Genomic DNA, 21,908 nt, shown 5'->3' on the forward strand with positions numbered 1-21,908 from the left:
GGTGAACGAGGCGCTAATTGGTTTGGCCTTCGCCGCCGGATTGGTGGCGGCGCTGAACCCATGCGGGTTCGCCATGTTGCCCGCGTACCTGCTTTTGGTGGTGCATGGCGAGGATTCCGCCGACCGGCCGCGGCCAATCGACGCAATCGGCCGAGCCGTGGCGGCCACGGTCGGGATGGCGTTGGGCTTCTTGACGGTATTCGGCTTGTTCGGCGCCCTGACCATTTCGGCGGCCGCGACGGTGCAGCGATACCTGCCCTATGCGACGGTGCTGATCGGTCTGGCGCTCATTGCTCTCGGCGGGTGGCTGCTATCGGGTCGAGAGCTGACGGTGCTGACGCCCCGACCGCTCGGCGTGCGATGGGCTCCGACGGTACGGCTCGGTTCCATGTACGGGTACGGCGTCAGCTATGCGGTCGCTTCGCTGTCATGCACCATCGGGCCGTTCCTCGCGGTCACCGGGGCAGGTTTGCGGGGCGGTTCGGTCGTCGGCAGCGTAGCCATCTACCTGACTTATGTCGCGGGTCTGACCCTGGTTGTTGGCGCGCTGGCGATCGCGGCCGCGACCGCGGGCTCGGCGCTGGCCGACCGCCTGCGGCGAATCTTGCCGTTCGTCAACCGGATCAGCGGTGCGCTGCTGGTGTTGGTCGGGCTGTACGTGGGCTACTACGGTCTTTACGAGCTGCGACTGATTACCGGCGTCGGGGCGAATCCCCAGGATGGGGTGATTGCCGCGGCCGGCCGCTTGCAGGGTGTGCTAGCTGGCTGGGTGCACCAGCACGGTGCTTGGCCTTGGGCGGCGTTGTTGGTGGTGCTCGTAGTCGGTGTCCTCGCCAGCACCTGGTTTCGGAGGGTGCGGCGCTGACCGGGTCGGGCGGCACACCAACACGTTGTGGTGGCTACCTGATCCAGCCGCGCCGTCGGCCCCACAAGTCGCGCACCAGCACGAACAGCACGGCTGCGGCAAACGCGATCAGGAACCAGTCCTCGACATGGCCGACGTGGTTGCCGCGCAGCATCGCCAGCAAAAAGCCGAAGATGCACAGACCGGTGATGTGCCAGGTGCGGTGATTGATCCAGCTCCATCCCCACGCTGCGGACGGCACCTCGGTGGTGTCGACCTGCTCATGTGGTGAGCCGGCGAAGTGCTCCACCTCAGTACTGGCCACGGCGATTCCTCCGGTTGGACTGTCTTCAGACTCACGCTGCCCGAACATTCTGGCACATGCCCGATGGCCCTCGGGCGGGTCGGCGTTCGGTGTGGTTCTGCGGTGCGCGAGTCAGACGGTGCCAACCCGGACGATTACGCCGGGGGCATCAGCACGCTGTCAATCATGTACACCGTCGCATTGGCGGTGGACACGCCGCCACAGACGACGTCGGCGTTGCTGACCTGGAGGCTATTGCCCTGACCGGTCACCGTCACCCTGGCGCCCTGCAGGGTCTGATGGGTGCCGACAACATTGGCCGGGCTGGCCTGGCCAGACACTACGTGGTAGGTCAGGATGCTGGTCAGCATTGACGAGTTGGTCTTAAGCTCGTCGATCGTGCCTGCGGGCAGCTTGCTGAATGCCGCGTTGGTCGGCGCGAACACCGTGTACTGACCGCTGTTGAGGGTGTCGACCAGGTTCACTTGCGGGTTGAGCTGGCCCGACAGTGCCGCCGTCAGGGTTGTCAACTCCGGATTGTTCGAGGCCGCCACCGCGACCGGGACCTGCGACATCCCCTGCACCGAGGCGGGCCCGCTGGGATTCTTTGCCGCGTAGTCCGCGCACCCCGGGCCCACCAGATCACCCGCGACCGCGGTCGGGGAGACGGCGACCGCCAGGGCGGCGAGGCTGGCCGCCGCGAAACTGGTTGCAGCAATCGTGTGCTTTACCTTCATGACCTTCATGTTGTTACTCCTCTGGTTAGCCCGGAGACGGCTTGTGCCGTCTCGCTGACCCCGACATGAGTTCTTCGGAGCCGTCCGGGTCTTGGATGGGCACTCGGCCGCATTCAGCCGTAGGTGAAGGAAAACAGCTGTACCCCCTGGCTGGGCCGCACCTCAAGCGTTCCGGGCGCCAGCCGATCGCCGGCGACGATCTGATGGGCGTTCGGCGGCCCACTGATCGCCAGCGTGGCCGGCTTTCCGTCCCGCACAACCGTGACGGTCCCGGTCCCGCCGGCAACGATGTAGACATCCTTGGCGTGGTAATTCAGTTTGATGGCGGCGTCGTTGCCGCCGGAGGTCGCACCCTGATAGTCCAGCGACCATCGGCCGCTCAACGCGAAGCTGTCGGCCGCCAGGTTCGGTGGGTAGTCGAACGTTGCCAATCCTTCGTCGTAGACGCCGCCGCCGCCATAGTTGACCACCTTGCCGACCCCGAAGTATGTCTCGGGAGTGAGTGCGGCCCGCGGGGTAAGGTCGGGCGCCTCCACGGATTTGGGGAGTGTGACGCCGGGTTTGGCATCGTTGAGCAACTTCCTGATCAATGTCTCGGTGACGTTGTAATCGCCTTCTCCGAACTTGATGTGCCGCACCGTGCCGCTGGCGTCGATCAGGTACTCGGCGGGCCAATACCGATTCCGGTAGTTGGTCCATGTAGAGAAGTTGTCGTCCAGCGCAATCGGATATTTGATGCCCAGATCGGCCGCCCCTTTGGCGACGTTGCCGGGGACTTTCTCGAACGCGTACTCGGGGGTGTGCACGCCGATGACGGCCAAGCCGCTGTCTTTGTAGGCCTGATACCAACCGACGACGTGCGGGATGGCCCGTTGGCAGTTGATGCATGAGTAGGCCCAGAAGTCGATCAGCACCACCTTGCCACGTAGCGAATTCAGGGCGACCGGCTGGTTGTCGGGCGTGTTTAGCCAGCCGGCAATGCCTTTGAGATCTGGTGCAGTGCCGCAACTTTCGAGTTGTTGGGCGCCATCGCTGCAATTGGATAGCTGCGCGTTCTGGTCGTTGACGATGCCACCGAGGTTCAATTTTTCTCGTATCTGTTCCGATCCGCCGACCTTCTCCTGTAGCGGTGCGGTGTAGTCGGGAATCGCCCGCTGCAGTGCCGCGGGCAGATCGAACACCAGCGCGACGGCAAGCAGGATCGTCACCATTCCTGCGACTACCCGGATCTCCCGCTGGCGACGCCGAAACGCGTTCACCCGCTGGGCTATCCGTTGTCCGGCAAGCGCGAAGAACAGCAATGGCAATGCGGCGCCGAGGGCGAAGGCGGCGGTGAGTACGACGGTCCCCACGCCGATGGTCGCGGTGGCACCGGCCACGACGATCGCGGCCAGCACCGGACCGGCGCAGGGGACATACAGCACGCCTAGGGCCAGGCCCAGCCCGAAACCGTTTCCACGAGTGCCGATTTGCTTCTGCGGAATCCGGGAGAACGGCTTTTCCAGAAGCTGTTCAAACGTCGGGAAAATAAGACCGATGCCGATCGCCGCCAGGGCAACCAGTGCGAACCAGCGTATGGCGTCCTGCGGCAGATGCAGCGCAGACAGCAGTGCGGAGCCGAGCAGGGTGACCGCACTGAAACTGAGCACCAGACCGCCGATCACCCGGTAGGGGCGCAGCGTCTCCGACAGCGCCCGCTTCTGCTGGACTGCCACGGCGCCTTCGGTTTTCGGTGAGATCTCGGCAGCCGAGCTCTGTGCGCCGGAGAAAAAGATCACCGGCAGTACCGGCAGGATGCAGGGGGATATTCCGGTGATGAGGCCTCCGAGGAAGCCGACTAGGGCGAGGGTCAACATGCCTGCTATTCGTTGCTGGCGCGGTGCCGGATCGGCTAGGGCGGTCACGAATTTTCCCGGCGCCAATCCGAGGAATAGCAATGGCAGCCCGCGAAACACGGGCTGCCTTGCTTTGACGCGCTGAGCGTTACTGTGCCGGGGGCATCAGCACCGTGTCGATCATGTACACCGTGGCGTTGGCGGTATGCACCCCGCCGCAGACCAGGCCGGCGTTGTTGACCATCAGGTCGTTGCCCGCGCCCATAACCGTCACGTCAGCACCTTGCAGGGTCGTGCGGGTGCCGTCGACCTTGCTCGGGCTCGCCTGGCCACTCACCACGTGGTAGGTCAGGATGCTGCTCAGCAGCTTGGAGTCCGTCTTGAGTTGGTCGATGGTGGCGGCCGGGAGCTTTTCGAATGCGGCATTCGTGGGGGCGAAAACCGTGTACTCGCCGCTGTTGAGGGTGTCGACCAGGTTCACATTCGGATTCAGCTTGCCCGACAGCGCCGCGGTCAGGGTAGTAAGCATCGGATTGTTCGACGCCGCGGTCGCGACCGGATCCTGCGCCATTCCGGCCACCGACCCCGGACCGGTGGGATTCTGTGTCGCGTACTGCGAGCACCCCGGACCGATCAGGTCCGCCGCGGGGTCGGCCATTGCCGGTGTGGTGGCGGGCGCTGCCATGCTGGTCGCCGGCATTGGGTTGGTGGTGCCTTGCGAGGCGGGCTTGGTGCTCGAGCAACCCGCGAGGCCGGTGATCGCGATTGCCGCGAGGCTGGCTGCTGCGATTGCTTTGGCCTGAACGTTGATCATTGCGCTTTGATTCCTTTGCTCGTGACGGCGGCTGTGGACGCCGTCCTCCCGGTTTGAACAACGGTGATTCGGAGTGACGGCGGTCATAGATGGGACCCTCCGCAGACGCGGCAGGTCCGCTCACATATCCAGTGGATGACGCCAGCGCAGCCGGCGGAATCGCGCGAAGCCGCGATCGGCGCTCAGCCAGGTTGCGTTGTTCTCCACCGCGTAGGCGGCCAGGTAGGCGTCCGCAATGTCGTTGCCGTTCGCGTCGACATCGGACGCGAGTTGCCGAAACAACATCCAGTGCCGCTCGCCGGGGTCAATTCGCATGGCGGCGGGCGCGGCGAGCAGCGCGTCGACCGCCTGCCACGCGTCCTGCGGGCGCGTCGGTTCGGTGAAGACGCGACGGTTGGTTACGACCCGGACGAAGCTAGCGAGCACGCTGTCCGGTAACCCCAGCGGCTCGTCATCGTTGGCCAGCCACTCAAGCAAATCCCGATAGTCGCAGTGTTCCCGGAGATCCGCCCGATGTGCGTAGACGAGCACGTTGACATCAACGCAACGCATTGGCCGACGCGCCGTCGTCCATGGCCTCGGCGACCGCGGCGTTGGACGACAGATCCACACCGGGCCGAAGCCCGCCCCTGCCCGACGGCTGGACTCGATAGCGGCCGGCGGCCCGCTGCTGGGGCGGGTTCAAGCCACGCCGCACCGCATCCTCTAGAACCGCGGCCACGGTTCGCCCGGAACGAGCGGCCTTCGCTTTCACCTGGCGGTACAGCTCGTCATCGATACGGATCGTCGTCCGCATTGGGGCATCTTAGCATCAGAAGTAGGCATCGAGATGACGCGCTTGCCGCTCGGCGACAACGGCGGTGTTGGGCGGCACAATGATGAGGTGACCAACTCCACCGACCGGCGCGCCGACGGTCGGCTGCGGGTGCTGGTGCTGGGCAGTACCGGCTCGATCGGCACCCAGGCGCTCCAGGTCATCGCCGACAATCCGGACCGCTTCGAGGTGGTCGGGCTGGCGGCCGGGGGCACCAAACTGGACACGTTGCTGCGGCAGCGTGCCGAGACCGGGGTTACCAATATCGCCATCGCCGACGAGCACGCAGCGCATTTGGCCGGCGACATCCCCTACCGCGGGCCCGATGCCGCCACCCGGCTGGTCGAGGAGACGGAGGCCGACGTTGTCCTCAATGCGCTGGTTGGGGCGCTGGGCCTGCGACCGACGTTGGCTGCGCTGCAGGCAGGTGCCCGCCTGGCGCTGGCCAACAAGGAATCGTTGGTCGCCGGCGGTGCGCTGGTGCTGGGGGCCGCGCGGCCCGGTCAGATCGTGCCGGTCGACTCCGAGCACTCCGCGTTGGCCCAGTGCCTGCGTGGCGGTATGCCCGACGAGGTCGCCAAGCTGGTTCTGACCGCCTCGGGCGGGCCGTTCCGGGGCTGGTCGGCAGCCGCGCTCGAGCAGGTCACTCCCGAGCAGGCCGGCGCCCATCCGACCTGGTCAATGGGCCCGATGAACACTCTGAACTCGGCGTCGCTGGTCAACAAGGGGCTTGAGGTCATCGAAACCCATCTGCTGTTCGGCATCCCCTACGAACGCATCGAGGTGGTGGTACACCCCCAGTCGATCATCCATTCGATGGTCACCTTCGTCGACGGCTCGACGATCGCCCAGGCCAGCCCCCCGGACATGAAGCTGCCCATCTCGTTGGCGCTGGGCTGGCCGCGCCGGGTAAGCGGTGCCGCTCATGCCTGCGATTTCACTACCGCGTCGAGCTGGGAGTTCGAGCCGCTGGACACCGACGTATTCCCCGCGGTAGAGCTGGCCAGGCAGGCCGGCGTCGCCGGTGGCTGCATGACCGCGGTCTACAACGCCGCCAACGAAGAAGCCGCCGCAGCATTCCTTGACGGCCGGATCGGGTTCCCGGCCATCGTCGGCACCATCGCCGATGTGTTGCACGCCGCCGACGAATGGGCCTTTCCACCCGCTACCGTGGATGACGTACTCGACGCGCAGCGCTGGGCCCGCGAGCGAGCGCAGCGCGCGGTATCCGGAATGGCTTTAGAAAGGTCCTGACAGCTCGATGATGTTTGTTCTCGGCATAGTGCTGTTCGCGTTGGCGATCCTGGTTTCGGTGGCCCTGCACGAGTGCGGCCACATGTGGGTCGCGCGCGGCACCGGCATGAAGGTGCGTCGCTATTTCGTCGGCTTTGGCCCCACATTGTGGTCGACGCGCCGCGGCGAGACCGAATACGGGGTGAAAGCCGTTCCGCTGGGCGGCTTCTGCGACATCGCCGGCATGACCCCGGTCGAGGAACTCGACCCCGGCGAACGCGACCGCGCGATGTACAGGCAGGCCACCTGGAAGCGTGTTGCGGTGTTATTTGCCGGGCCCGGGATGAACTTCGCTATCTGCCTGGTGCTGATCTATGCCATCGCGCTGGTCTGGGGGCTGCCTAACCTGCATCCGCCAACCACGGCCGTAATCGGCGAAACTGGCTGTGTCGCACAGGAATTGAATCAGGGCACGCTCGAAGAGTGCACCGGCCCGGGTCCAGCGGCGCTGGCCGGCATACGCTCCGGCGACGTCGTCGTCAAGGTCGGTGACACCCCGGTGTCCACCTTCGACGAGATGGCCGCCGCGGTGCGCAAATCGCATGGCACCGTTGCGATCGTCGTCGAGCGGGACGGCACCGCGGTTACCACCCACGTCGACGTCGAATCCACCCGACGCTGGATCCCTACCGAGGCAGGTGGGCAACCCGAGCCGGCGACGGTCGGTGCGATCGGGGTCGGCGCCCCCCGGGTCGGGCCCACGCACTACGGCGTGTTCTCCGCGGTGCCCGCCACCTTCGCGTTCACCGGCGACCTGACCGTCGAGGTGGGCAAGGCGCTGGTCGCCATCCCGACCAAGGTGGGCGCGCTGGTGCACGCGATCGGCGGTGGCCAGCGTGACCCGCAGACGCCGATCAGCGTGGTCGGTGCCAGCATCATCGGCGGCGACACCGTCGATCATGGGCTATGGGTGGCGTTTTGGTTCTTCTTGGCCCAATTGAATCTCATCCTGGGTGCGATCAACCTGCTACCGTTGCTGCCTTTTGATGGCGGGCATATCGCCGTCGCGGTGTTCGAGAAGATCCGCAACGCGATCCGGTCGGCTCGTGGCAAGGTCGCGGCCGCGCCGGTGAACTACCTCAAACTCATGCCGGCGACGTATGTGGTTTTGGCTCTCGTCGTCGGGTACATGCTTTTGACCGTCACCGCTGATCTGGTCAACCCGATCAGGCTCTTCCAGTAGCCGAGAAAAGAAAGAAGGGTTCAAAGTGACCATTGGCCTGGGCATGCCGGAGCCGCCGGCGCCCACGCTCGCTCCCCGGCGCCCGACGCGTCAGCTGATGGTCGGCGACGTCGGGGTGGGCAGCGATTATCCGATCTCAGTGCAATCGATGTGCACCACCAAAACCCACGACGTCAACTCGACGTTGCAGCAGATCGCCGAGTTGACCGCGGCTGGCTGCGATATCGTGCGGGTGGCCTGCCCGCGTCAGGAGGACGCCGACGCGCTCGCCGAAATCGCCCGGCACAGCCAGATCCCAGTTATCGCTGACATCCATTTTCAGCCGCGCTACATCTTCGCCGCCATCGACGCCGGTTGTGCTGCGGTGCGGGTCAACCCGGGCAACATCAAAGAGTTCGACGGCCGGGTCGGGGAGGTCGCAAAAGCAGCCGGTGCCGCGGGCATCCCGATCCGGATCGGCGTCAACGCCGGTTCGCTGGACCGGCGGTTCATGGAGAAGTACGGCAAAGCCACGCCTGAGGCACTGGTCGAATCGGCGCTGTGGGAGGCTTCGCTGTTCGCGGAGCACGGCTTCGACGACATCAAGATCAGTGTCAAGCACAACGATCCGGTGGTGATGGTCGCCGCCTACGAGTCGCTGGCCGCGCAGTGCGATTATCCGCTGCACCTCGGCGTGACCGAGGCCGGTCCGGCCTTCCAGGGCACCATCAAGTCCGCCGTCGCCTTCGGCGCGCTGCTGTCGCGGGGCATCGGCGACACCATCCGCGTGTCGTTGTCGGCCCCGCCGGTCGAGGAAGTCAAGGTGGGCAATCAGATTCTCGAGTCGCTGAACCTGCGGCCGCGTTCGCTCGAGATCGTGTCCTGCCCGTCGTGTGGTCGCGCCCAAGTTGACGTCTACACCCTGGCCAACGAGGTGACCGCCGGTCTGGACGGTCTCGATGTGCCGCTGCGGGTGGCCGTGATGGGTTGTGTGGTCAATGGTCCGGGCGAAGCACGTGAGGCTGACCTGGGCGTGGCTTCCGGCAACGGCAAAGGCCAGATCTTTGTCCGGGGTGAAGTGATCAAGACCGTGCCCGAAGCACAGATCGTCGAGACGTTGATTGACGAAGCGATGCGGCTGGCCGCCGAAATGCAAATCGCAGCCGGCGATGAGCCCGATCCCCCCACGACACCGAGCGGTTCGCCTATTGTGACCGTAAGCTGATAGGGGCTAGCTTTTCGGTTGTCGGCCCTTAAATCCCATCAAAGAGAGTTCGCAGATGTCGGCTCCGCCCATCCTTCGCCTGGTCGGCGAGCGACGGGTGTCGGTGGTGCGTGATGCTGGCGCCGTGTGGCGGGTGCTCGACGACGACCCGATCGAATCGTGCATGGTCGCCGCGAGGGTCGCAGACCATGGCATCGACCCCAATGCGATTGGCGGGGAGCTGTGGACCCGACGCGGCGCGAACGAGTCGCTGTGCTTCGCTGGCGCCAACATCATCCCGCTGCGTGGCGGATTGATCGACCTGAATACGTTCGCCGACGAGGCGATGAGCACCTCGCGGCGGTGTTCGTCGCTGGTCGGCAGGGCCGATCTGGTGTTGCCCATGTGGCAGCGGCTCGAGCCGGCCTGGGGTCCGGCGCGCGACGTCCGCGACAACCAACCGCTGATGGCCCTCAACACCCATCCGAGCTGTGCCATCGACACCGGCGTGCGCCAGGTCCGGCCCGAGGAATTGGACGCCTACCTAGTGGCGGCCATCGACATGTTTATCGGCGAGGTCGGCGTCGACCCACGGCTCGGAGACGGCGGTCGCGGCTATCGTCGCCGGGTGGCCAGCCTCATCGCGGCCGGACGCGCCTGGGCCCGCTTCGAGCACGGTCAGGTGGTCTTCAAGGCCGAAGTGGGATCACAATCTCCGGCCGTCGGGCAGATCCAGGGCGTCTGGGTTCATCCGGAGTGGCGCGGCATGGGTCTGGGCACGGCCGGCACCGCAACGTTGGCGGCGGTGATCGTCGGAAGCGGCCGCATCGCCAGCCTGTATGTGAACAGCTTCAACGCGGTGGCACGCGCCGCATACCTGCGAGTCGGTTTCGCCGAAGTCGGCACCTTCGCGACGGTGCTGCTCGACTGAGCGCGGAGCTGTGTGTGGGGGCGGGTCTGACGCCGCGACACTTTCACCAAAGCGAAGACACGCCGAAAGGTGTCGCCGCAGATCAAGTTTCGGCGCAACCGCGACCTATGGCTAGCGTTGTCCACGGCAGCGCCGTAAACCGGGCACGAACACGCGTTGTTGAGATCGGGATCCCGCAACGCAGGCGCACCAGCGCCGGCGCCCTGTTCACGGCCGTGCAGGGTGGGAATCTCGGCGCTTTCGACGCTTGGCTACATGAGCTGCAGATAGACGTAGCCATCGGCATCTGCCGCACCTGCGGTGGGCGCTACCTCGACGCCGGGCACCTCCCGGTCAATACGTTCGTCCGCCACGATCGTGAGGATGTCTGCCAAGTCTTCCGTCGACATTGCGAACTCGCGTAGGCGTGCGACCTGCGCGGCTTTCCTTCCGAACCGGTCGGAAAGGTCTTTGCGCTCGGAAACGAAAGATCTTGCCGGCGTTCGAGCCTCAGATGCGCGTCAGTCGGGAAGCGGCCCAGTCTGCGCGTGAGCAACGCGAGTCGAAAGAGCAAGCCGTTGTCATCAAGCTGCGGGGTATTCATCGAGTTCGGCTCGAAGCCCGCCTCCGTGACAGTGTCGCTCCAAGTCACCCGGTACCGTCCACGCCACGCGCTCTCTGGAATTCCGGTCTCAGCGGCAAATCGCGCCCGTCCGGGCGGCCTGCCACCGTTCACCTCCGCCGCTTCCCGGATCTTGGCGAGGATTAGCTCCATTGTGATTGCCGCCATATCGGGATCATAGGTAACCGTTTGGTCTCGGTGTGCCTCCGCAGCTGCGATTGCCGGATTGCCTAACATCAGCCCCAATGGCAACTCTAACCTCATCGGTACCGCGGATCGCTGGTCTGGTCGCCGTGGTCGTCATCGCCGCCGCCACCACCCAGGCGTGCACGCCGCGGCCCGAGGGTCCCGGTCCGGCCGCCGAGAAGTTCTTTGCCGCGCTGGCGATCGGCGATACCGCCACGGCCGCCCTGCTCAGCGACAACCCCAACGAAGCGCGCGAAGCGCTGAACGCAGCTTGGGCCGGATTGCAGGCCACGCACCTGGATGCGCAGGTCCTCAGCGCGAAGTACGCCGAAGACACCGGCACGGTCGGGTATCGATTCACCTGGCATCTGCCCAAGGACCGGACCTGGACCTACGACGGCCAGCTGAAGATGGCCCGTGACGAGGGGCACTGGCATGTTCGCTGGGCAACCACCGGACTGCATCCCAAGCTGGGCGAACACCAGACGTTTGCGCTGCGGGCCGACCCGCCGCGACGCGCCTCGGTGAACGAACTCGGCGGCACCGATGTATTGGCGCCGGGCTACCTGTATCACTACACGCTGGACGCCGTCCGGGCGGGTCGCGGCCTGATCGGGACGGCACACGCGGTGGTGGACGCCCTACACCCGTTCAACGACGCGCTGAACGATCCACAGCTACTCGCCGAACAGGCCAGCTCGTCGACCCAGCCGCTGGATCTGGTCACGCTGCGCGCCGATGACAGCAACCGGGTCGCCGCGGCGATCGGCCAGCTACCCGGCGTCGTGATCACGCCGCAGGCCGAGCTTTTGCCGACCGACGAGCATTTCGCGCCGGCGGTGCTCAGTGCGGTCAAGAAGGCCGTGGTCGGCGAGCTCGACGGGGAGGCGGGCTGGCGGGTGGTCAGCGTCAACCAGAACGGTGTCGATGTCGCGGTGCTGCACGAGGTCGCGCCCTCGCCGGCATCATCGGTGTCGATCACCTTGGACCGGGCCGTGCAGAACGCCGCCCAACACGCGGTGGATGCTCGGGGTGGCAAGGCGATGATCGTCGTGATCAAACCGTCCACCGGTGAGATCCTGGCCATCGCACAGAACGCGGAGGCCGATGCGGACGGCCCGATCGCGACCACCGGTCTGTATCCACCCGGGTCGACGTTCAAGGTGATCACCGCCGGCGCTGCCGTCGAACGCGACATGGCTACCCCTAACACGATGCTGGGCTGCCCAGGCGAAATCGACATCGGGCATCGCACCATTCCCAACTACGGTGGCTTCGACCTGGGCGTGGTGCCGATGTCGCGCGCGTTCGCCAGCTCGTGCAACACCACGTTCGCCGAACTGAGCAGCAAGCTGCCCCCCCGTGGTCTGACGCAGGCGGCCCGCAGCTACGGGATCGGGCTCGACTACCAGGTGGAGGGCATCACCACGATTACCGGCTCGGTGCCGCCGACGGTGGACCTGGCCGAGCGCACCGAGGACGGCTTCGGCCAGGGCAAGGTGCTGGCCAGCCCGTTCGGCATGGCCCTGGTAGCGGCCACGGTAGCTGCCGGGAAGACCCCGGTTCCACGGCTGATCGCCGGCCGGCCGACGGCGGTCGAAGGCGATGCCACACCGATCAGCCCGAAGATGCTCGACGCGCTGCGGCCCATGATGCGGCTGGTGGTGACCAATGGCACCGCCAAGGAGATCGCCGGCTGCGGCGAGGTGTTCGGCAAGACCGGTGAAGCCGAGTTCCCGGGCGGATCGCATTCCTGGTTCGCCGGGTACCGCGGTGATCTGGCGTTCGCCGCGCTGATCGTCGGGGGTGGTAGCTCGGAATACGCGGTCCGGATGACCAAAGTGATGTTCGAATCGCTGCCGCCGGGCTATCTGAGCTAGTGCGCCTTGACGGCTGGGGCTCTGCTACGACCCGGACAACCCGCCCAAGCCGATCAGCACCCCACCGCTGCCGCCGTTGCCGGGGCTGCCGTTGGGAGAACCGATCCCGCCGTTGCCGCCATTGCCGCCATTGCCGATGAACCAGGCGTCGCCACCACTGGCGCCGTCTCCGCCCTTGCCCGGCGGGGGGGTACCCACGGACTCCCCGCCGGAGCCACCCGCGCCGCCATTGCCGATCAGCCCGGCTTTGCCGCCCGCCCCGCCAGCCCCGCCGATGGCAGTACCGATGCCGGCCGCTCCGCCGTTGCCACCGGCTCCGCCACTGCCGAAGAGCCAGGCGCCGGACCCGCCGGCCCCGCCGATACCTCCGGTGTTCTGGCCGGGACCGGCGGCACCGCCGGCGCCGCCATTGCCGAACAGCCCAATGGCGTTGCCGCCCGCGCCGCCATTTCCGCCGTTGGCGGTGCCGACTCCGGCGGGCCCGGCATCGCCGCCGGCCCCGCCGTCGCCGAAGATCAGGCCGCCGACTCCGCCGGCTCCGCCAGTGCCCCCGGCGTTGTGACCGGCCCCGCCGGCGCCGCCGGCACCGCCCGCGCCGAACAGCCCACCCGGTCCGCCCACTCCGCCGGTGCCGCCAGCTTCGGCCAACGAGGCTCCGCCGACGCCGCCGGCGCCACCCGGACCGAATAGCCCGCCGGCCCCGCCGGCCCCGCCGGGACCGGCGTTGGCCAGAGATCCCACCTCCTGTCCCAGCCCGCCGGCGCCACCGGTTCCAGCCGTACCAAACAACCCGGCGTTGCCGCCGGCTCCGCCGGCCCCGGCATTGACGCCGAACCCGCCAGTGCCGCCGGTCCCGCCGATGCCGAACAGCCCGCCGGGGCCCCCTGCCCCGCCACTGCCGGCGGGCACGACGGTGGAGCCGCCGCCGTCGCCACCGCTGCCGCCGTTGCCGAGCAGCAGCCCCGCGGCTCCGCCGCGACCGCCATTCTGGCCGGGCATGCCGGATCCGCCGTTCCCGCCGTTGCCGATCAATATCCCGCCCGGCGCGCCGTCGGCCCCGGTCCCTGGGGCGCCGTTGGCGCCGTTGCCGATCAGCGGGCGCCCCAACAACGCCAGGGCGGGCGCATTGATCGCGGTGAGCAGACTCTGCGCAACGTTGGCGGCCTCTGCGCTGGCATACGAGCCCGCCCCCGCGGTCAAGGCCTGGACAAACTGGGAATGGAAAGCCTCAGCTTGAGCGCTGAGTGCCTGATAGGACTGGGCGTGCGCGCCGAATAGTGCCGCGATGCCCACCGACACCTCATCGGCGCCCGCTGCGATCACCTCCGTCGTGGGCAGCGCCGCAGCGAAGTTGGCCGCGGTGATCGTCGAACCGATGCTCGCCAAGTCCGTTGCCGCCGCCGTGACCAGCTCGGGTGCGGCAATTACAAACGACATTTCACACCTCGCAATACGTCGTGGCCACCGCGCTATGCGAAGTTTCGTATTGCCGGGCCAGCAACGAATCATCGACAACGAACGGATCGTATCGCCGCCCGGCGAAACGCACCTGGTTTCGGATGATCTACTCTGCCTGTTCCCGACCCGGCTGCCGGTAACCTGGTGGAACATCGCCGGCGGCAGAGCAGCAGGAAAGGTCATGACGGATACCGGTGGGGACATGGTGGCGTTGCGGGTTTCGGACGCCGACCGCAACGGCACCATGCGTCGGCTGCACAACGCCGTGGCGCTTGGGCTGATCGACATCAACGAATTCGAGCAGCGCTCGTCACGAGTTTCTTTCGCGCGTACGCGAAGCGAGTTGGACGGGCTGGTCGGTGACCTGCCCGGGCCGGGCGCGATCGTCACCTCTGCGGCCGACCGGGTGGAACTGAGGGGCTGGGCCGGCTCGCTGAAGCGCCACGGCGAATGGATCGTGCCGACTCGGCTGGCGCTGGTGCGCCGGCTGGGGTCGATCGACCTCGACCTCACCAAGGCCCGTTTCGCGGGGCCGGTGGTGGTCATCGAGCTCGACATGAAGTTCGGCTCACTGCAGGTCCGGCTGCCCGATGGCGCCAGCGCCTCGATCGACGATGTCGAGGTCTATGTGGGCAGCGCGAGTGACCGCCGCAAGGACGCACCGGCCGAAGGCACCCCGCACGTCGTACTGACCGGTCGGGTGGTGTGCGGCTCCGTGGTCATCCGGGGTCCCCGTCGGGCTTTACTGCGCCGCCCCCGCACAGCTTGATTAAGCTAGCGGGCATGCCTACTCGAACCGCGCTTTCCCCCGGCGTGCTGTCACCGACGCTGCCGGTGCCCAAGTGGCTCGCGCGACCCGAATACGTCGGCAAACCGACGGCCCAGGAGGGCAGCGAGCCGTGGGTGCAGGCACCGGAAGTCATCGAGAAGATGCGCGTTGCCGGCCGAATCGCCGCCGCGGCCTTGGCCGAGGCGGGCAAGGCGGTCGCTCCCGGGGTTACGACCGACGAACTCGACCGGATTGCACACGACTACATGATCGACAACGGGGCCTACCCATCAACACTGGGCTACAAGGGATTCCCGAAGTCGTGCTGCACCTCGCTCAACGAGGTCATCTGTCACGGAATCCCTGACTCGACGGTGATCGCTGACGGCGACATCGTCAACATCGACGTCACCGCCTACATCGGTGGGGTGCACGGCGACACCAACGCGACGTTTCTGGCCGGCGATGTCGCGGAAGAACACCGCCTGCTCGTTGACCGGACTCGGGAGGCGACGATGCGTGCGATCAACGCCGTCAAACCCGGCCGCGCGTTGTCCGTAGTCGGTCGCGTCATCGAGTCGTATGCAAATCGGTTCGGGTACAACGTGGTTCGCGACTTCACCGGCCACGGCATCGGCACCACGTTCCACAACGGGCTGGTCGTCCTGCACTACGACCAGCCCGCCGTTGCAACGATCGTGCAGCCTGGCATGACGTTCACCATCGAACCGATGATCAACTTGGGCACCCTGGACTACGAGATCTGGGACGACGGCTGGACGGTGGTCACCAAGGACCGCAAATGGACCGCACAGTTCGAGCACACCTTGCTGGTCACCGACACCGGCGTCGAGATCCTCACGTTGCCCTGAGCGTCCCCGCCCGCCGGTCTGTTAACGCGGCAGCAATCGCGGCTTAACCGCGCGGAACTGCGGGGTGTCGGTGGACACCGAGTGCGTCTGGAAATCGATGCGTGCACAAGTGGTTTCCGGTAACTTGCGTGGGTGCCATCAATGATGAGGACGCTCGACGGGTTTGCGGTGCCGGTGGCAGTGTCCGGCCTGGAAAATGGCTCGCAAAATGGCACCGTCGTCGTACTGTGCGCCGAGCAACGACCGCCGGCCGCCTATGCGGCCTTGTGTGCCCGTTTGCATACGGCGTCACTTCGGACCGTCGTCATTGGCACCGACTCGCGCCTGACGCCGAAGTCTGTGGTCGGCATCCTCGATGCCCTGGAAATCGGGTGGGCGGTGCTGGTCGGCGACCATGCCGGCGCCGAGCTCGCCTGGGTATTGGCAGCGACCAGGGTGGGCCGCTTCGTTGGTCTGGTGGCCATCGACCGCGGCCATCCGCGAGCGGCCGATGTAGCCGACGACGTGATTGGCGATGAGCACTGCCCGCCGGTGGAGATCGGCACCACCGTCCTGGCGAGTTCCGCTGCGGCGCGGGCAGCGGCCCGCGACAGCCAGCGGCTCGTCTACGCCGACTACCGTGTGGTGGATCTCGTTGACCCGCGTAACGCGCAGGAGTCGACGGCGCAGCTGTCCACCGAGATCGTGTTGCGCGCCAGCGGCTGGTAGTGCCGAGGTCGACTACGGGCGTGTCGGCCGAGGACCCGAAGGTGGTTGACTAGCGGCCATGGTCGTGGGAGGAAGAGCGGTGACCGGTTCGGGTTCTCCGGCGTTGTCGTGGACCGAGCTGGAACGACTGGTCGCGGCGGGTGGTGTCGACACCGTCATCGTCGCATTCACCGACATGCAGGGCCGGCTGGCCGGTAAACGGATATCGGGCCGGCTGTTCGTCGACGAGCTGGCCACGCGCGGCGCCGAATGCTGCAGCTATCTGCTGGCCGTCGACGTCGACCTGAATACGGTGCCCGGTTATGCGATGTCGAGTTGGGACACCGGGTACGGCGACATGGTGATGACTCCGGACCTGACCACTCTTCGGTTGATTCCCTGGCTACCTGCAACGGCGCTGGTGATCGCCGACCTGGCCTGGGCCGACGGCAGCGAGGTCGCCGTCGCGCCGCGCAGCATTCTGCGCCGTCAGCTGGACCGGCTCAAGGAGCGTGGACTGGTCGCCGATGTGGCCACCGAGCTGGAGTTCATCGTCTTCGACCAGCCGTACCGCCAGGCGTGGGCCAGCGGGTACCGCGGGCTGACCCCGGCCAGCGACTACAACATCGACTACGCGATATTGGCGTCGTCGCGGATGGAGCCGTTGCTGCGCGACATCCGGTTGGGTATGGCGGGTGCGGGCCTGCGGTTCGAGGCCGTCAAGGGCGAATGCAACAAGGGCCAGCAGGAGATCGGGTTTCACTACGACGAAGCGCTGGTCACCTGCGACAATCACGCGATCTACAAGAACGGTGCCAAGGAGATCGCCGACCAGCACGGCAAGAGCCTGACGTTCATGGCGAAATATGATGAACGAGAAGGTAATAGCTGTCACATTCATTTGTCGCTGCGCGGCACGGACAATTCCGCAGTCTTCGCCGACAGCGGCGGGCCGCAGGGCATGTCGCCGATGTTTCGTAGCTTCGTGGCCGGCCAGTTGGCCACGTTGCGCGAATTCACCTTGTGCTATGCGCCGAATATCAATTCCTATAAGCGATTTGCCGATGGCAGTTTCGCTCCGACGGCTGTGGCGTGGGGGCTGGACAACCGCACCTGCGCACTGCGGGTGGTCGGCCACGGGCGAAACATCCGGGTCGAATGCCGGGTTCCCGGTGGCGATGTCAATCAGTACCTGGCGGTGGCGGCTCTCCTGGCGGGAGGGCTGTACGGTATTGAGCGGGGCCTGCAGCTACCCGAGCCCTGCGTCGGCAACGCCTACGACGTTGGTGATGTCGAACGACTGCCGGTCACGCTGGCTGACGCCGCAGCGTTGTTCGAGGCGTCTGCCCGGGTGCGGGAGGCGTTTGGCGAGAACGTTGTCGCGCACTACCTGAACAACGCGCGGGTGGAGTTGGCGGCGTTCAACGCGGCGGTCACCGATTGGGAGAGGATGCGTGGGTTTGAACGCCTCTAGAGCGAGTCGCCCGGTCGTCGGCCTGACGGCTTATCTGGAGCAGGTGCGGACCGGGGACTGGGATGTCCCCGCGGGCTATCTGCCTGCCGACTACTTCGAGGGCATCACCATGGCCGGTGGTATCGCGGTACTGCTGCCGCCGCAGCCGGTGGACCCCGAGATCGCCGGCTGCGTGCTGGACAGCCTGCACGCTCTGGTGATCACCGGGGGCTACGACCTGGATCCGGCGGCCTATGGCCAAAAGCCGCATCCGGCCACCGACCAGCCGCGCCCGGGCCGCGACACGTGGGAGTTCGCGCTGTTGCGGGGTGCGCTGGAGCGGGGGCTGCCGGTGCTGGGTATCTGTCGCGGCGCGCAGGTGCTCAACGTCGCGCTCGGCGGCACGCTGCACCAGCACCTGCCCGACCTGCTGGGCCACAGCGGGCATCGGGCGGGCAACGGGATCTTCACCAGATTGCCGGTCCGCACCGCGCCGGGCACCCGGCTGGCCGCTCTGATCGGGGAGTCCGCCGATGTGCCGTGTTACCACCACCAAGCCATCGACGAGGTCGGTGCGGGCCTGGTGGTAAGCGCGGGGGATATCGACGGCGTGGTCGAGGCGCTGGAGCTGCCCGGGGACAAGTTCGTGCTTGCGGTGCAGTGGCATCCGGAGAAGTCGCTTGATGATCTGCGGCTGTTCAAGGCGTTGGTGGACGCCGCAGGCTCGTATGCGGGCCGGCTCAGCCAAGTGGCGTCAAGGTGAGCACTGCGCAACTGATCAACCCCGCCACCGAGGAAGTGCTGGCCTCGGTGGACCACGCCGATGCCGCCGCCGTCGACGATGCGGTGCGACGGGCCCAGGCGGCGCAGCGGCGTTGGGCACGATCGGCGCCCGCCGAGCGGGCACTGGGCCTGCGCGCGTTCGCGGCTGCCGTCGAAGCCCACGTCGATGAGCTGGCGGCGCTCGAGGTGGCCAATTCGGGACACCCGATCGCGTCGGCCGAGTGGGAAGCCGGTCACGTGCGGGACGTGTTGGCGTTCTATGCGGGGAGCCCGGAGCGGTTGTCCGGCAAGCAGATTCCCGTTTCCGGCGGGCTGGATATCACCTTTAACGAACCGATGGGCGTGGTCGGGGTGATCACGCCGTGGAACTTCCCGATGGTGATCGCGTCGTGGGGCATCGCCCCGGCGCTAGCCGCTGGCAACGCGGTGCTGGTCAAGCCCGCCGAGTGGACGCCGTTGACCACGATGCGGCTCGGTGAGCTGGCGGTCGAGGCGGGGCTGGACGCAGACCTGCTGCAGGTGCTGCCGGGGAAGGGCGCGGTGGTTGGGGAGCGCTTCGTCACCCACCCCGACATTCGCAAGATCGTGTTCACCGGGTCCACCGAAACCGGCATGCGGGTGATGGCCGGTGCCGCGGCTCAAGTCAAGAGAGTGACGCTGGAACTGGGCGGCAAGAGCGCCAACATCGTCTTCGCTGACTGCGACCTGCAGCGCGCGGCGGCCACCGCGCCGGCCGGGGTCTTCGACAACGCCGGGCAGGATTGCTGTGCTCGAAGCCGAATTCTGGTGCAGCGCAGCGTTTACGACCGTTTCATGGAGCTTCTCGAGCCGGCGGTCAAGGGCGTCGTTGTCGGGGACCCCGGATCGCGCGACACCGAGATGGGTCCGCTGGTATCGTGCGTGCACCGCGACAAGGTCGCCGCGTATGTGCCCGACGACGCACCCGTCGCGTTTCGCGGCACCGCCCCGGCTGGGCGTGGATTCTGGTTCCCGCCAACCGTTCTCACGCCGCACCGTGGTGACCGCACCGTTACCGACGAAATCTTCGGGCCGGTGGTCGTGGTGCTGGCGTTCGACGACGAGGCCGACGCCGTCGCGTTGGCCAACGACACCGCGTACGGGCTGTCCGGATCGATCTGGACCGACGACCTGTCCCGCGGGCTGCGGGTGGCGCGGGCGGTCGAGTCCGGCAACCTGTCGGTGAATTCGCACTCGTCGGTGCGCTTCAACACCCCGTTCGGCGGCTTCAAGCAGTCTGGGTTGGGCCGTGAGCTGGGGTCGGACGCACCGCTGCATTTCACCGAGACCAAGAACGTGTTCATCGCCATCGGGGAGGAGGACTAGTGCGGCCGGTCGATCTTACCCAACGGCTGGCGGGCCGGGTGGCGGTGATTACCGGCGGTGGCAGCGGCATCGGCCTGGCGGCCGGCCGTCGGCTGCATGCCGAAGGCGCGACCATCGTTGTCGGCGACATCGATCCCGATGCGGGTGCGGCGGCCGCTGACGAACTATCCGGCTTATTTGTGCCGGTGGATGTTTCCGACCAGCACGCGGTCGACGGGCTGTTCGACACGGCAGCCAAAGCCTACGGTTCGGTGGACATCGCGTTCAACAACGCCGGCATATCGCCGCCCGAAGACGACCTGATCGAGAACACCGGGCTGGCGGCGTGGCAGCGGGTGCAGGACGTCAACCTGAAATCGGTGTACTTGTGCTGCCGGGCGGCTTTGCGGCACATGGTACCCGCGGGGAGGGGCTCCATCATCAACACGGCATCCTTTGTCGCGGTGATCGGTTCGGCGACGTCGCAGATCTCCTACACCGCGTCCAAGGGCGGCGTGCTGGCCATGTCACGCGAACTGGGTGTGCAGTTCGCCCGGCAGGGCGTCCGGGTCAATGCGTTGTGCCCGGGCCCGGTGAATACCCCGCTGCTGCAAGAGCTTTTCGCCAAGGATCCCGAGCGGGCCGCTCGCCGCCTGGTACACGTGCCGCTGGGCCGCTTTGCCGAGCCCGACGAAATCGCGGCTGCGGTGGCGTTTTTGGCCAGCGACGACGCGTCGTTCATTACCGCCTCGACATTCTTGGTCGACGGCGGAATCAGCTCGGCCTACGTCACCCCGCTGTAGTTCTTTGGCGAACGAGTATCAGCCCGAAAAGACGATCAACGGGATCGCCATTTCGGCTGCGGTGGCCCCGCCGTGAAAGCCGATGAGACGCGCCGTTTCCGGAGGCTCGTGGCCGGTCGCCAGCACCGCCGCCGGGTGGGTGCAAGTGATTACCACATCGCCGATCCGCGGCAAGTGTCGCGGGTTCATCGGCCCGAACATGCCGGTGGCCACGGCCTCTGCGCGGCTGCGGACCTCCGCCCAGCCGCCGAGCACCTCAGCCCAGGTAGCCAGCACGTCCGCAGTGGCGCCCGGCTCGGTGTGTAGGTAGCGCACCCGCGGCTCGCCGGCGACCACCCGTACTCCCGCCATCAGCCGCGGGTCGGTGTCGAGATCGACGCGAGCGTTCGCCGGGACGTTCAGGCCGCCGTGGTCGGCGGTGACCAACAGCGCCGCGCTCTGGGGCAGCGCCTGGACCAGCCGGGTCAGCAGCAGATCGACACCGGTCGCCGCGGCGTGCCACTGATCCGAACCGATGCCGAATACATGGGCCGCGGTGTCGAGGTCCGCGGCATAGCCGTAGACCAGCCCGGGCGCCGCGCGCAGCTCCTCGACGATCCGCTGAGCGTAGTCCTCGCCGCCGCGCGTCGGGACGAACTGCGCGCCTCGATACGCCGCTTCGGTCAGGCCGCTGCCGATGAACCACTCCGGCAGGACGGCGCGGGTGCTCACTCCGGCCCAGCTCAGCCGCTCGAACCAGGTTGGGAGTGGCTGCCATTGGGTGTGCGGTGGATCGTCGCGCCACCGGATGTGGTTGAGCACCCGGTCGGTGCCGGGAATGTTGAGCGTGAAGCCTAGGATGCCGTGCTCGCCGGGTGGTGCGCCGGTGCCCAGGGACACCAGACTGGTCGGTGTGGTGGACGGGAAGGTGCACACCAGCTGGTCCAGCCGCCCGGCGCCACCGGTCGCAACCGAGGCCAGCAGCGGCGCGTCGCCGGCCAACTCCGGTAGCAGGTGCCAGCCCATCCCGTCGACGAGCACGACCGCGACGCGATCGACCTGGTCGACCTGGCCAACCCAATCCGCCACCCCTAGACCGTCGCCCGCGCTCGCGACCCCGAGCAGCGCGGCCGCCGCGGGTAGCACGTCGCAGATCGAACCTGGCATGGCGGTCAG

Annotated in this window: 21 protein-coding genes and 1 pseudogene; 13 read left to right on the forward strand and 9 right to left on the reverse strand. The window is 66.9% G+C overall.

The window, feature by feature from the left end; translation table 11 throughout:
• The first annotated feature begins 1 nt into the window (after position 1).
• Entirely contained in the window at positions 2-865 is an 864-nt protein-coding gene (locus AADZ55_RS07910; protein WP_085323912.1) for a cytochrome c biogenesis CcdA family protein, read from the forward strand.
• A 34-nt stretch (positions 866-899) separates the two neighbouring features.
• Here the strand turns inward: AADZ55_RS07910 and AADZ55_RS07915 are convergent, their stop codons facing one another.
• The 6 genes from AADZ55_RS07915 to AADZ55_RS07940 all read right to left on the reverse strand — a co-directional run bounded on the left by AADZ55_RS07915 (position 900) and on the right by AADZ55_RS07940 (position 5,330).
• Entirely contained in the window at positions 900-1,169 is a 270-nt protein-coding gene (locus AADZ55_RS07915) for a DUF2631 domain-containing protein (RefSeq protein ID WP_207569028.1), read from the reverse strand.
• Positions 1,170-1,303: 134 nt separating this feature from the next.
• Complete coding sequence (locus tag AADZ55_RS07920; RefSeq protein ID WP_085323988.1) at positions 1,304-1,885, reverse strand: fasciclin domain-containing protein; 582 nt, start codon at positions 1,883-1,885, stop codon at positions 1,304-1,306.
• A 113-nt stretch (positions 1,886-1,998) separates the two neighbouring features.
• Positions 1,999-3,741, reverse strand: a complete 1,743-nt coding sequence (locus AADZ55_RS07925) for a cytochrome c biogenesis protein DipZ (protein ID WP_085323987.1) — start codon at positions 3,739-3,741, stop codon at positions 1,999-2,001.
• 127 nt (positions 3,742-3,868) lie between these two features.
• Entirely contained in the window at positions 3,869-4,534 is a 666-nt protein-coding gene (locus tag AADZ55_RS07930; protein WP_085323910.1) for a fasciclin domain-containing protein, read from the reverse strand.
• Between the two features lie 120 nt (positions 4,535-4,654).
• The gene (locus AADZ55_RS07935; protein WP_085323909.1) at positions 4,655-5,086 is read right to left on the reverse strand and encodes a type II toxin-antitoxin system VapC family toxin; all 432 of its coding nucleotides are present in this window, start codon (positions 5,084-5,086) and stop codon (positions 4,655-4,657) included.
• The gene (locus tag AADZ55_RS07940; RefSeq protein WP_085323908.1) at positions 5,073-5,330 is read right to left on the reverse strand and encodes a ribbon-helix-helix domain-containing protein; all 258 of its coding nucleotides are present in this window, start codon (positions 5,328-5,330) and stop codon (positions 5,073-5,075) included. The genes AADZ55_RS07935 and AADZ55_RS07940 overlap by 14 nt, the downstream gene beginning before the upstream one ends.
• Before the next feature lie 87 nt (positions 5,331-5,417).
• On the opposite strand from AADZ55_RS07940, the gene dxr reads away from it, so the two are divergent.
• Genes dxr through AADZ55_RS07960 form a run of 4 tightly spaced genes read left to right on the forward strand, consistent with a single transcriptional unit; the run spans position 5,418 to position 9,938 of the window.
• Positions 5,418-6,602 carry a 1-deoxy-D-xylulose-5-phosphate reductoisomerase gene (gene dxr, locus AADZ55_RS07945; protein WP_085323986.1) on the forward strand — a complete coding sequence of 395 codons (1,185 nt, stop codon included), beginning with the start codon at positions 5,418-5,420 and terminating at the stop codon, positions 6,600-6,602.
• 7 nt (positions 6,603-6,609) lie between these two features.
• Positions 6,610-7,824 carry a M50 family metallopeptidase gene (locus AADZ55_RS07950; RefSeq protein ID WP_085323907.1) on the forward strand — a complete coding sequence of 405 codons (1,215 nt, stop codon included), beginning with the start codon at positions 6,610-6,612 and terminating at the stop codon, positions 7,822-7,824.
• A gap of 25 nt (positions 7,825-7,849) precedes the next feature.
• Complete coding sequence (gene ispG, locus AADZ55_RS07955) at positions 7,850-9,028, forward strand: flavodoxin-dependent (E)-4-hydroxy-3-methylbut-2-enyl-diphosphate synthase (RefSeq protein WP_085323906.1); 1,179 nt, start codon at positions 7,850-7,852, stop codon at positions 9,026-9,028.
• Positions 9,029-9,083: 55 nt separating this feature from the next.
• On the forward strand, positions 9,084-9,938 hold the full coding sequence (locus AADZ55_RS07960; RefSeq protein WP_085323905.1) for a GNAT family N-acetyltransferase: 855 nt from the start codon (positions 9,084-9,086) through the stop codon (positions 9,936-9,938).
• 251 nt (positions 9,939-10,189) lie between these two features.
• Here the strand turns inward: AADZ55_RS07960 and AADZ55_RS07965 are convergent, their stop codons facing one another.
• Positions 10,190-10,327, reverse strand: a complete 138-nt coding sequence (locus tag AADZ55_RS07965) for a hypothetical protein (RefSeq protein WP_165759339.1) — start codon at positions 10,325-10,327, stop codon at positions 10,190-10,192.
• Between the two features lie 457 nt (positions 10,328-10,784).
• Here AADZ55_RS07965 and AADZ55_RS07970 point away from each other — a divergent pair, with 457 nt between their 5' ends.
• Positions 10,785-12,605 (forward strand): penicillin-binding transpeptidase domain-containing protein, encoded by a 1,821-nt coding sequence (locus AADZ55_RS07970; protein WP_085323904.1) that lies wholly within the window; start codon positions 10,785-10,787, stop codon positions 12,603-12,605.
• An 879-nt stretch (positions 12,606-13,484) separates the two neighbouring features.
• On the opposite strand, the pseudogene AADZ55_RS07975 reads toward AADZ55_RS07970, so the two are convergent.
• Positions 13,485-14,042: pseudogene (locus tag AADZ55_RS07975) on the reverse strand (PE family protein); the annotation flags it as partial.
• Positions 14,043-14,244: 202 nt separating this feature from the next.
• On the opposite strand from AADZ55_RS07975, the gene AADZ55_RS07980 reads away from it, so the two are divergent.
• From AADZ55_RS07980 to AADZ55_RS08010, 7 genes are all read left to right on the forward strand, one after another.
• On the forward strand, positions 14,245-14,832 hold the full coding sequence (locus AADZ55_RS07980; protein WP_085323985.1) for a DUF1707 SHOCT-like domain-containing protein: 588 nt from the start codon (positions 14,245-14,247) through the stop codon (positions 14,830-14,832).
• A 14-nt stretch (positions 14,833-14,846) separates the two neighbouring features.
• Positions 14,847-15,704, forward strand: coding sequence for a type I methionyl aminopeptidase (map, locus tag AADZ55_RS07985; protein WP_085323902.1), 858 nt, complete (start codon positions 14,847-14,849; stop codon positions 15,702-15,704).
• A gap of 141 nt (positions 15,705-15,845) precedes the next feature.
• Complete coding sequence (locus tag AADZ55_RS07990; RefSeq protein ID WP_085323984.1) at positions 15,846-16,412, forward strand: alpha/beta hydrolase; 567 nt, start codon at positions 15,846-15,848, stop codon at positions 16,410-16,412.
• A gap of 79 nt (positions 16,413-16,491) precedes the next feature.
• A complete protein-coding gene (locus AADZ55_RS07995) occupies positions 16,492-17,865 on the forward strand; it encodes a glutamine synthetase family protein (protein ID WP_085323901.1) in 1,374 nt (457 codons plus the stop codon).
• Positions 17,831-18,607 (forward strand): gamma-glutamyl-gamma-aminobutyrate hydrolase family protein, encoded by a 777-nt coding sequence (locus AADZ55_RS08000; protein ID WP_085323900.1) that lies wholly within the window; start codon positions 17,831-17,833, stop codon positions 18,605-18,607. The genes AADZ55_RS07995 and AADZ55_RS08000 overlap by 35 nt, the downstream gene beginning before the upstream one ends.
• Complete coding sequence (locus AADZ55_RS08005; protein WP_085323899.1) at positions 18,604-19,971, forward strand: aldehyde dehydrogenase family protein; 1,368 nt, start codon at positions 18,604-18,606, stop codon at positions 19,969-19,971. Before AADZ55_RS08000 ends, AADZ55_RS08005 begins: the two co-directional genes overlap by 4 nt.
• Positions 19,971-20,753 carry a 3-oxoacyl-ACP reductase gene (locus tag AADZ55_RS08010; RefSeq protein WP_085323898.1) on the forward strand — a complete coding sequence of 261 codons (783 nt, stop codon included), beginning with the start codon at positions 19,971-19,973 and terminating at the stop codon, positions 20,751-20,753. The genes AADZ55_RS08005 and AADZ55_RS08010 overlap by 1 nt, the downstream gene beginning before the upstream one ends.
• An 18-nt stretch (positions 20,754-20,771) precedes the next feature.
• On the opposite strand, the gene AADZ55_RS08015 is transcribed toward AADZ55_RS08010, so the two are convergent.
• On the reverse strand, positions 20,772-21,899 hold the full coding sequence (locus AADZ55_RS08015; RefSeq protein ID WP_085323897.1) for an alkaline phosphatase family protein: 1,128 nt from the start codon (positions 21,897-21,899) through the stop codon (positions 20,772-20,774).
• Between the last annotated feature and the right edge of the window lie 9 nt (positions 21,900-21,908).

This window comes from Mycobacterium decipiens (assembly GCF_963853665.1).
Lineage (GTDB): Bacteria > Actinomycetota > Actinomycetes > Mycobacteriales > Mycobacteriaceae > Mycobacterium > Mycobacterium decipiens.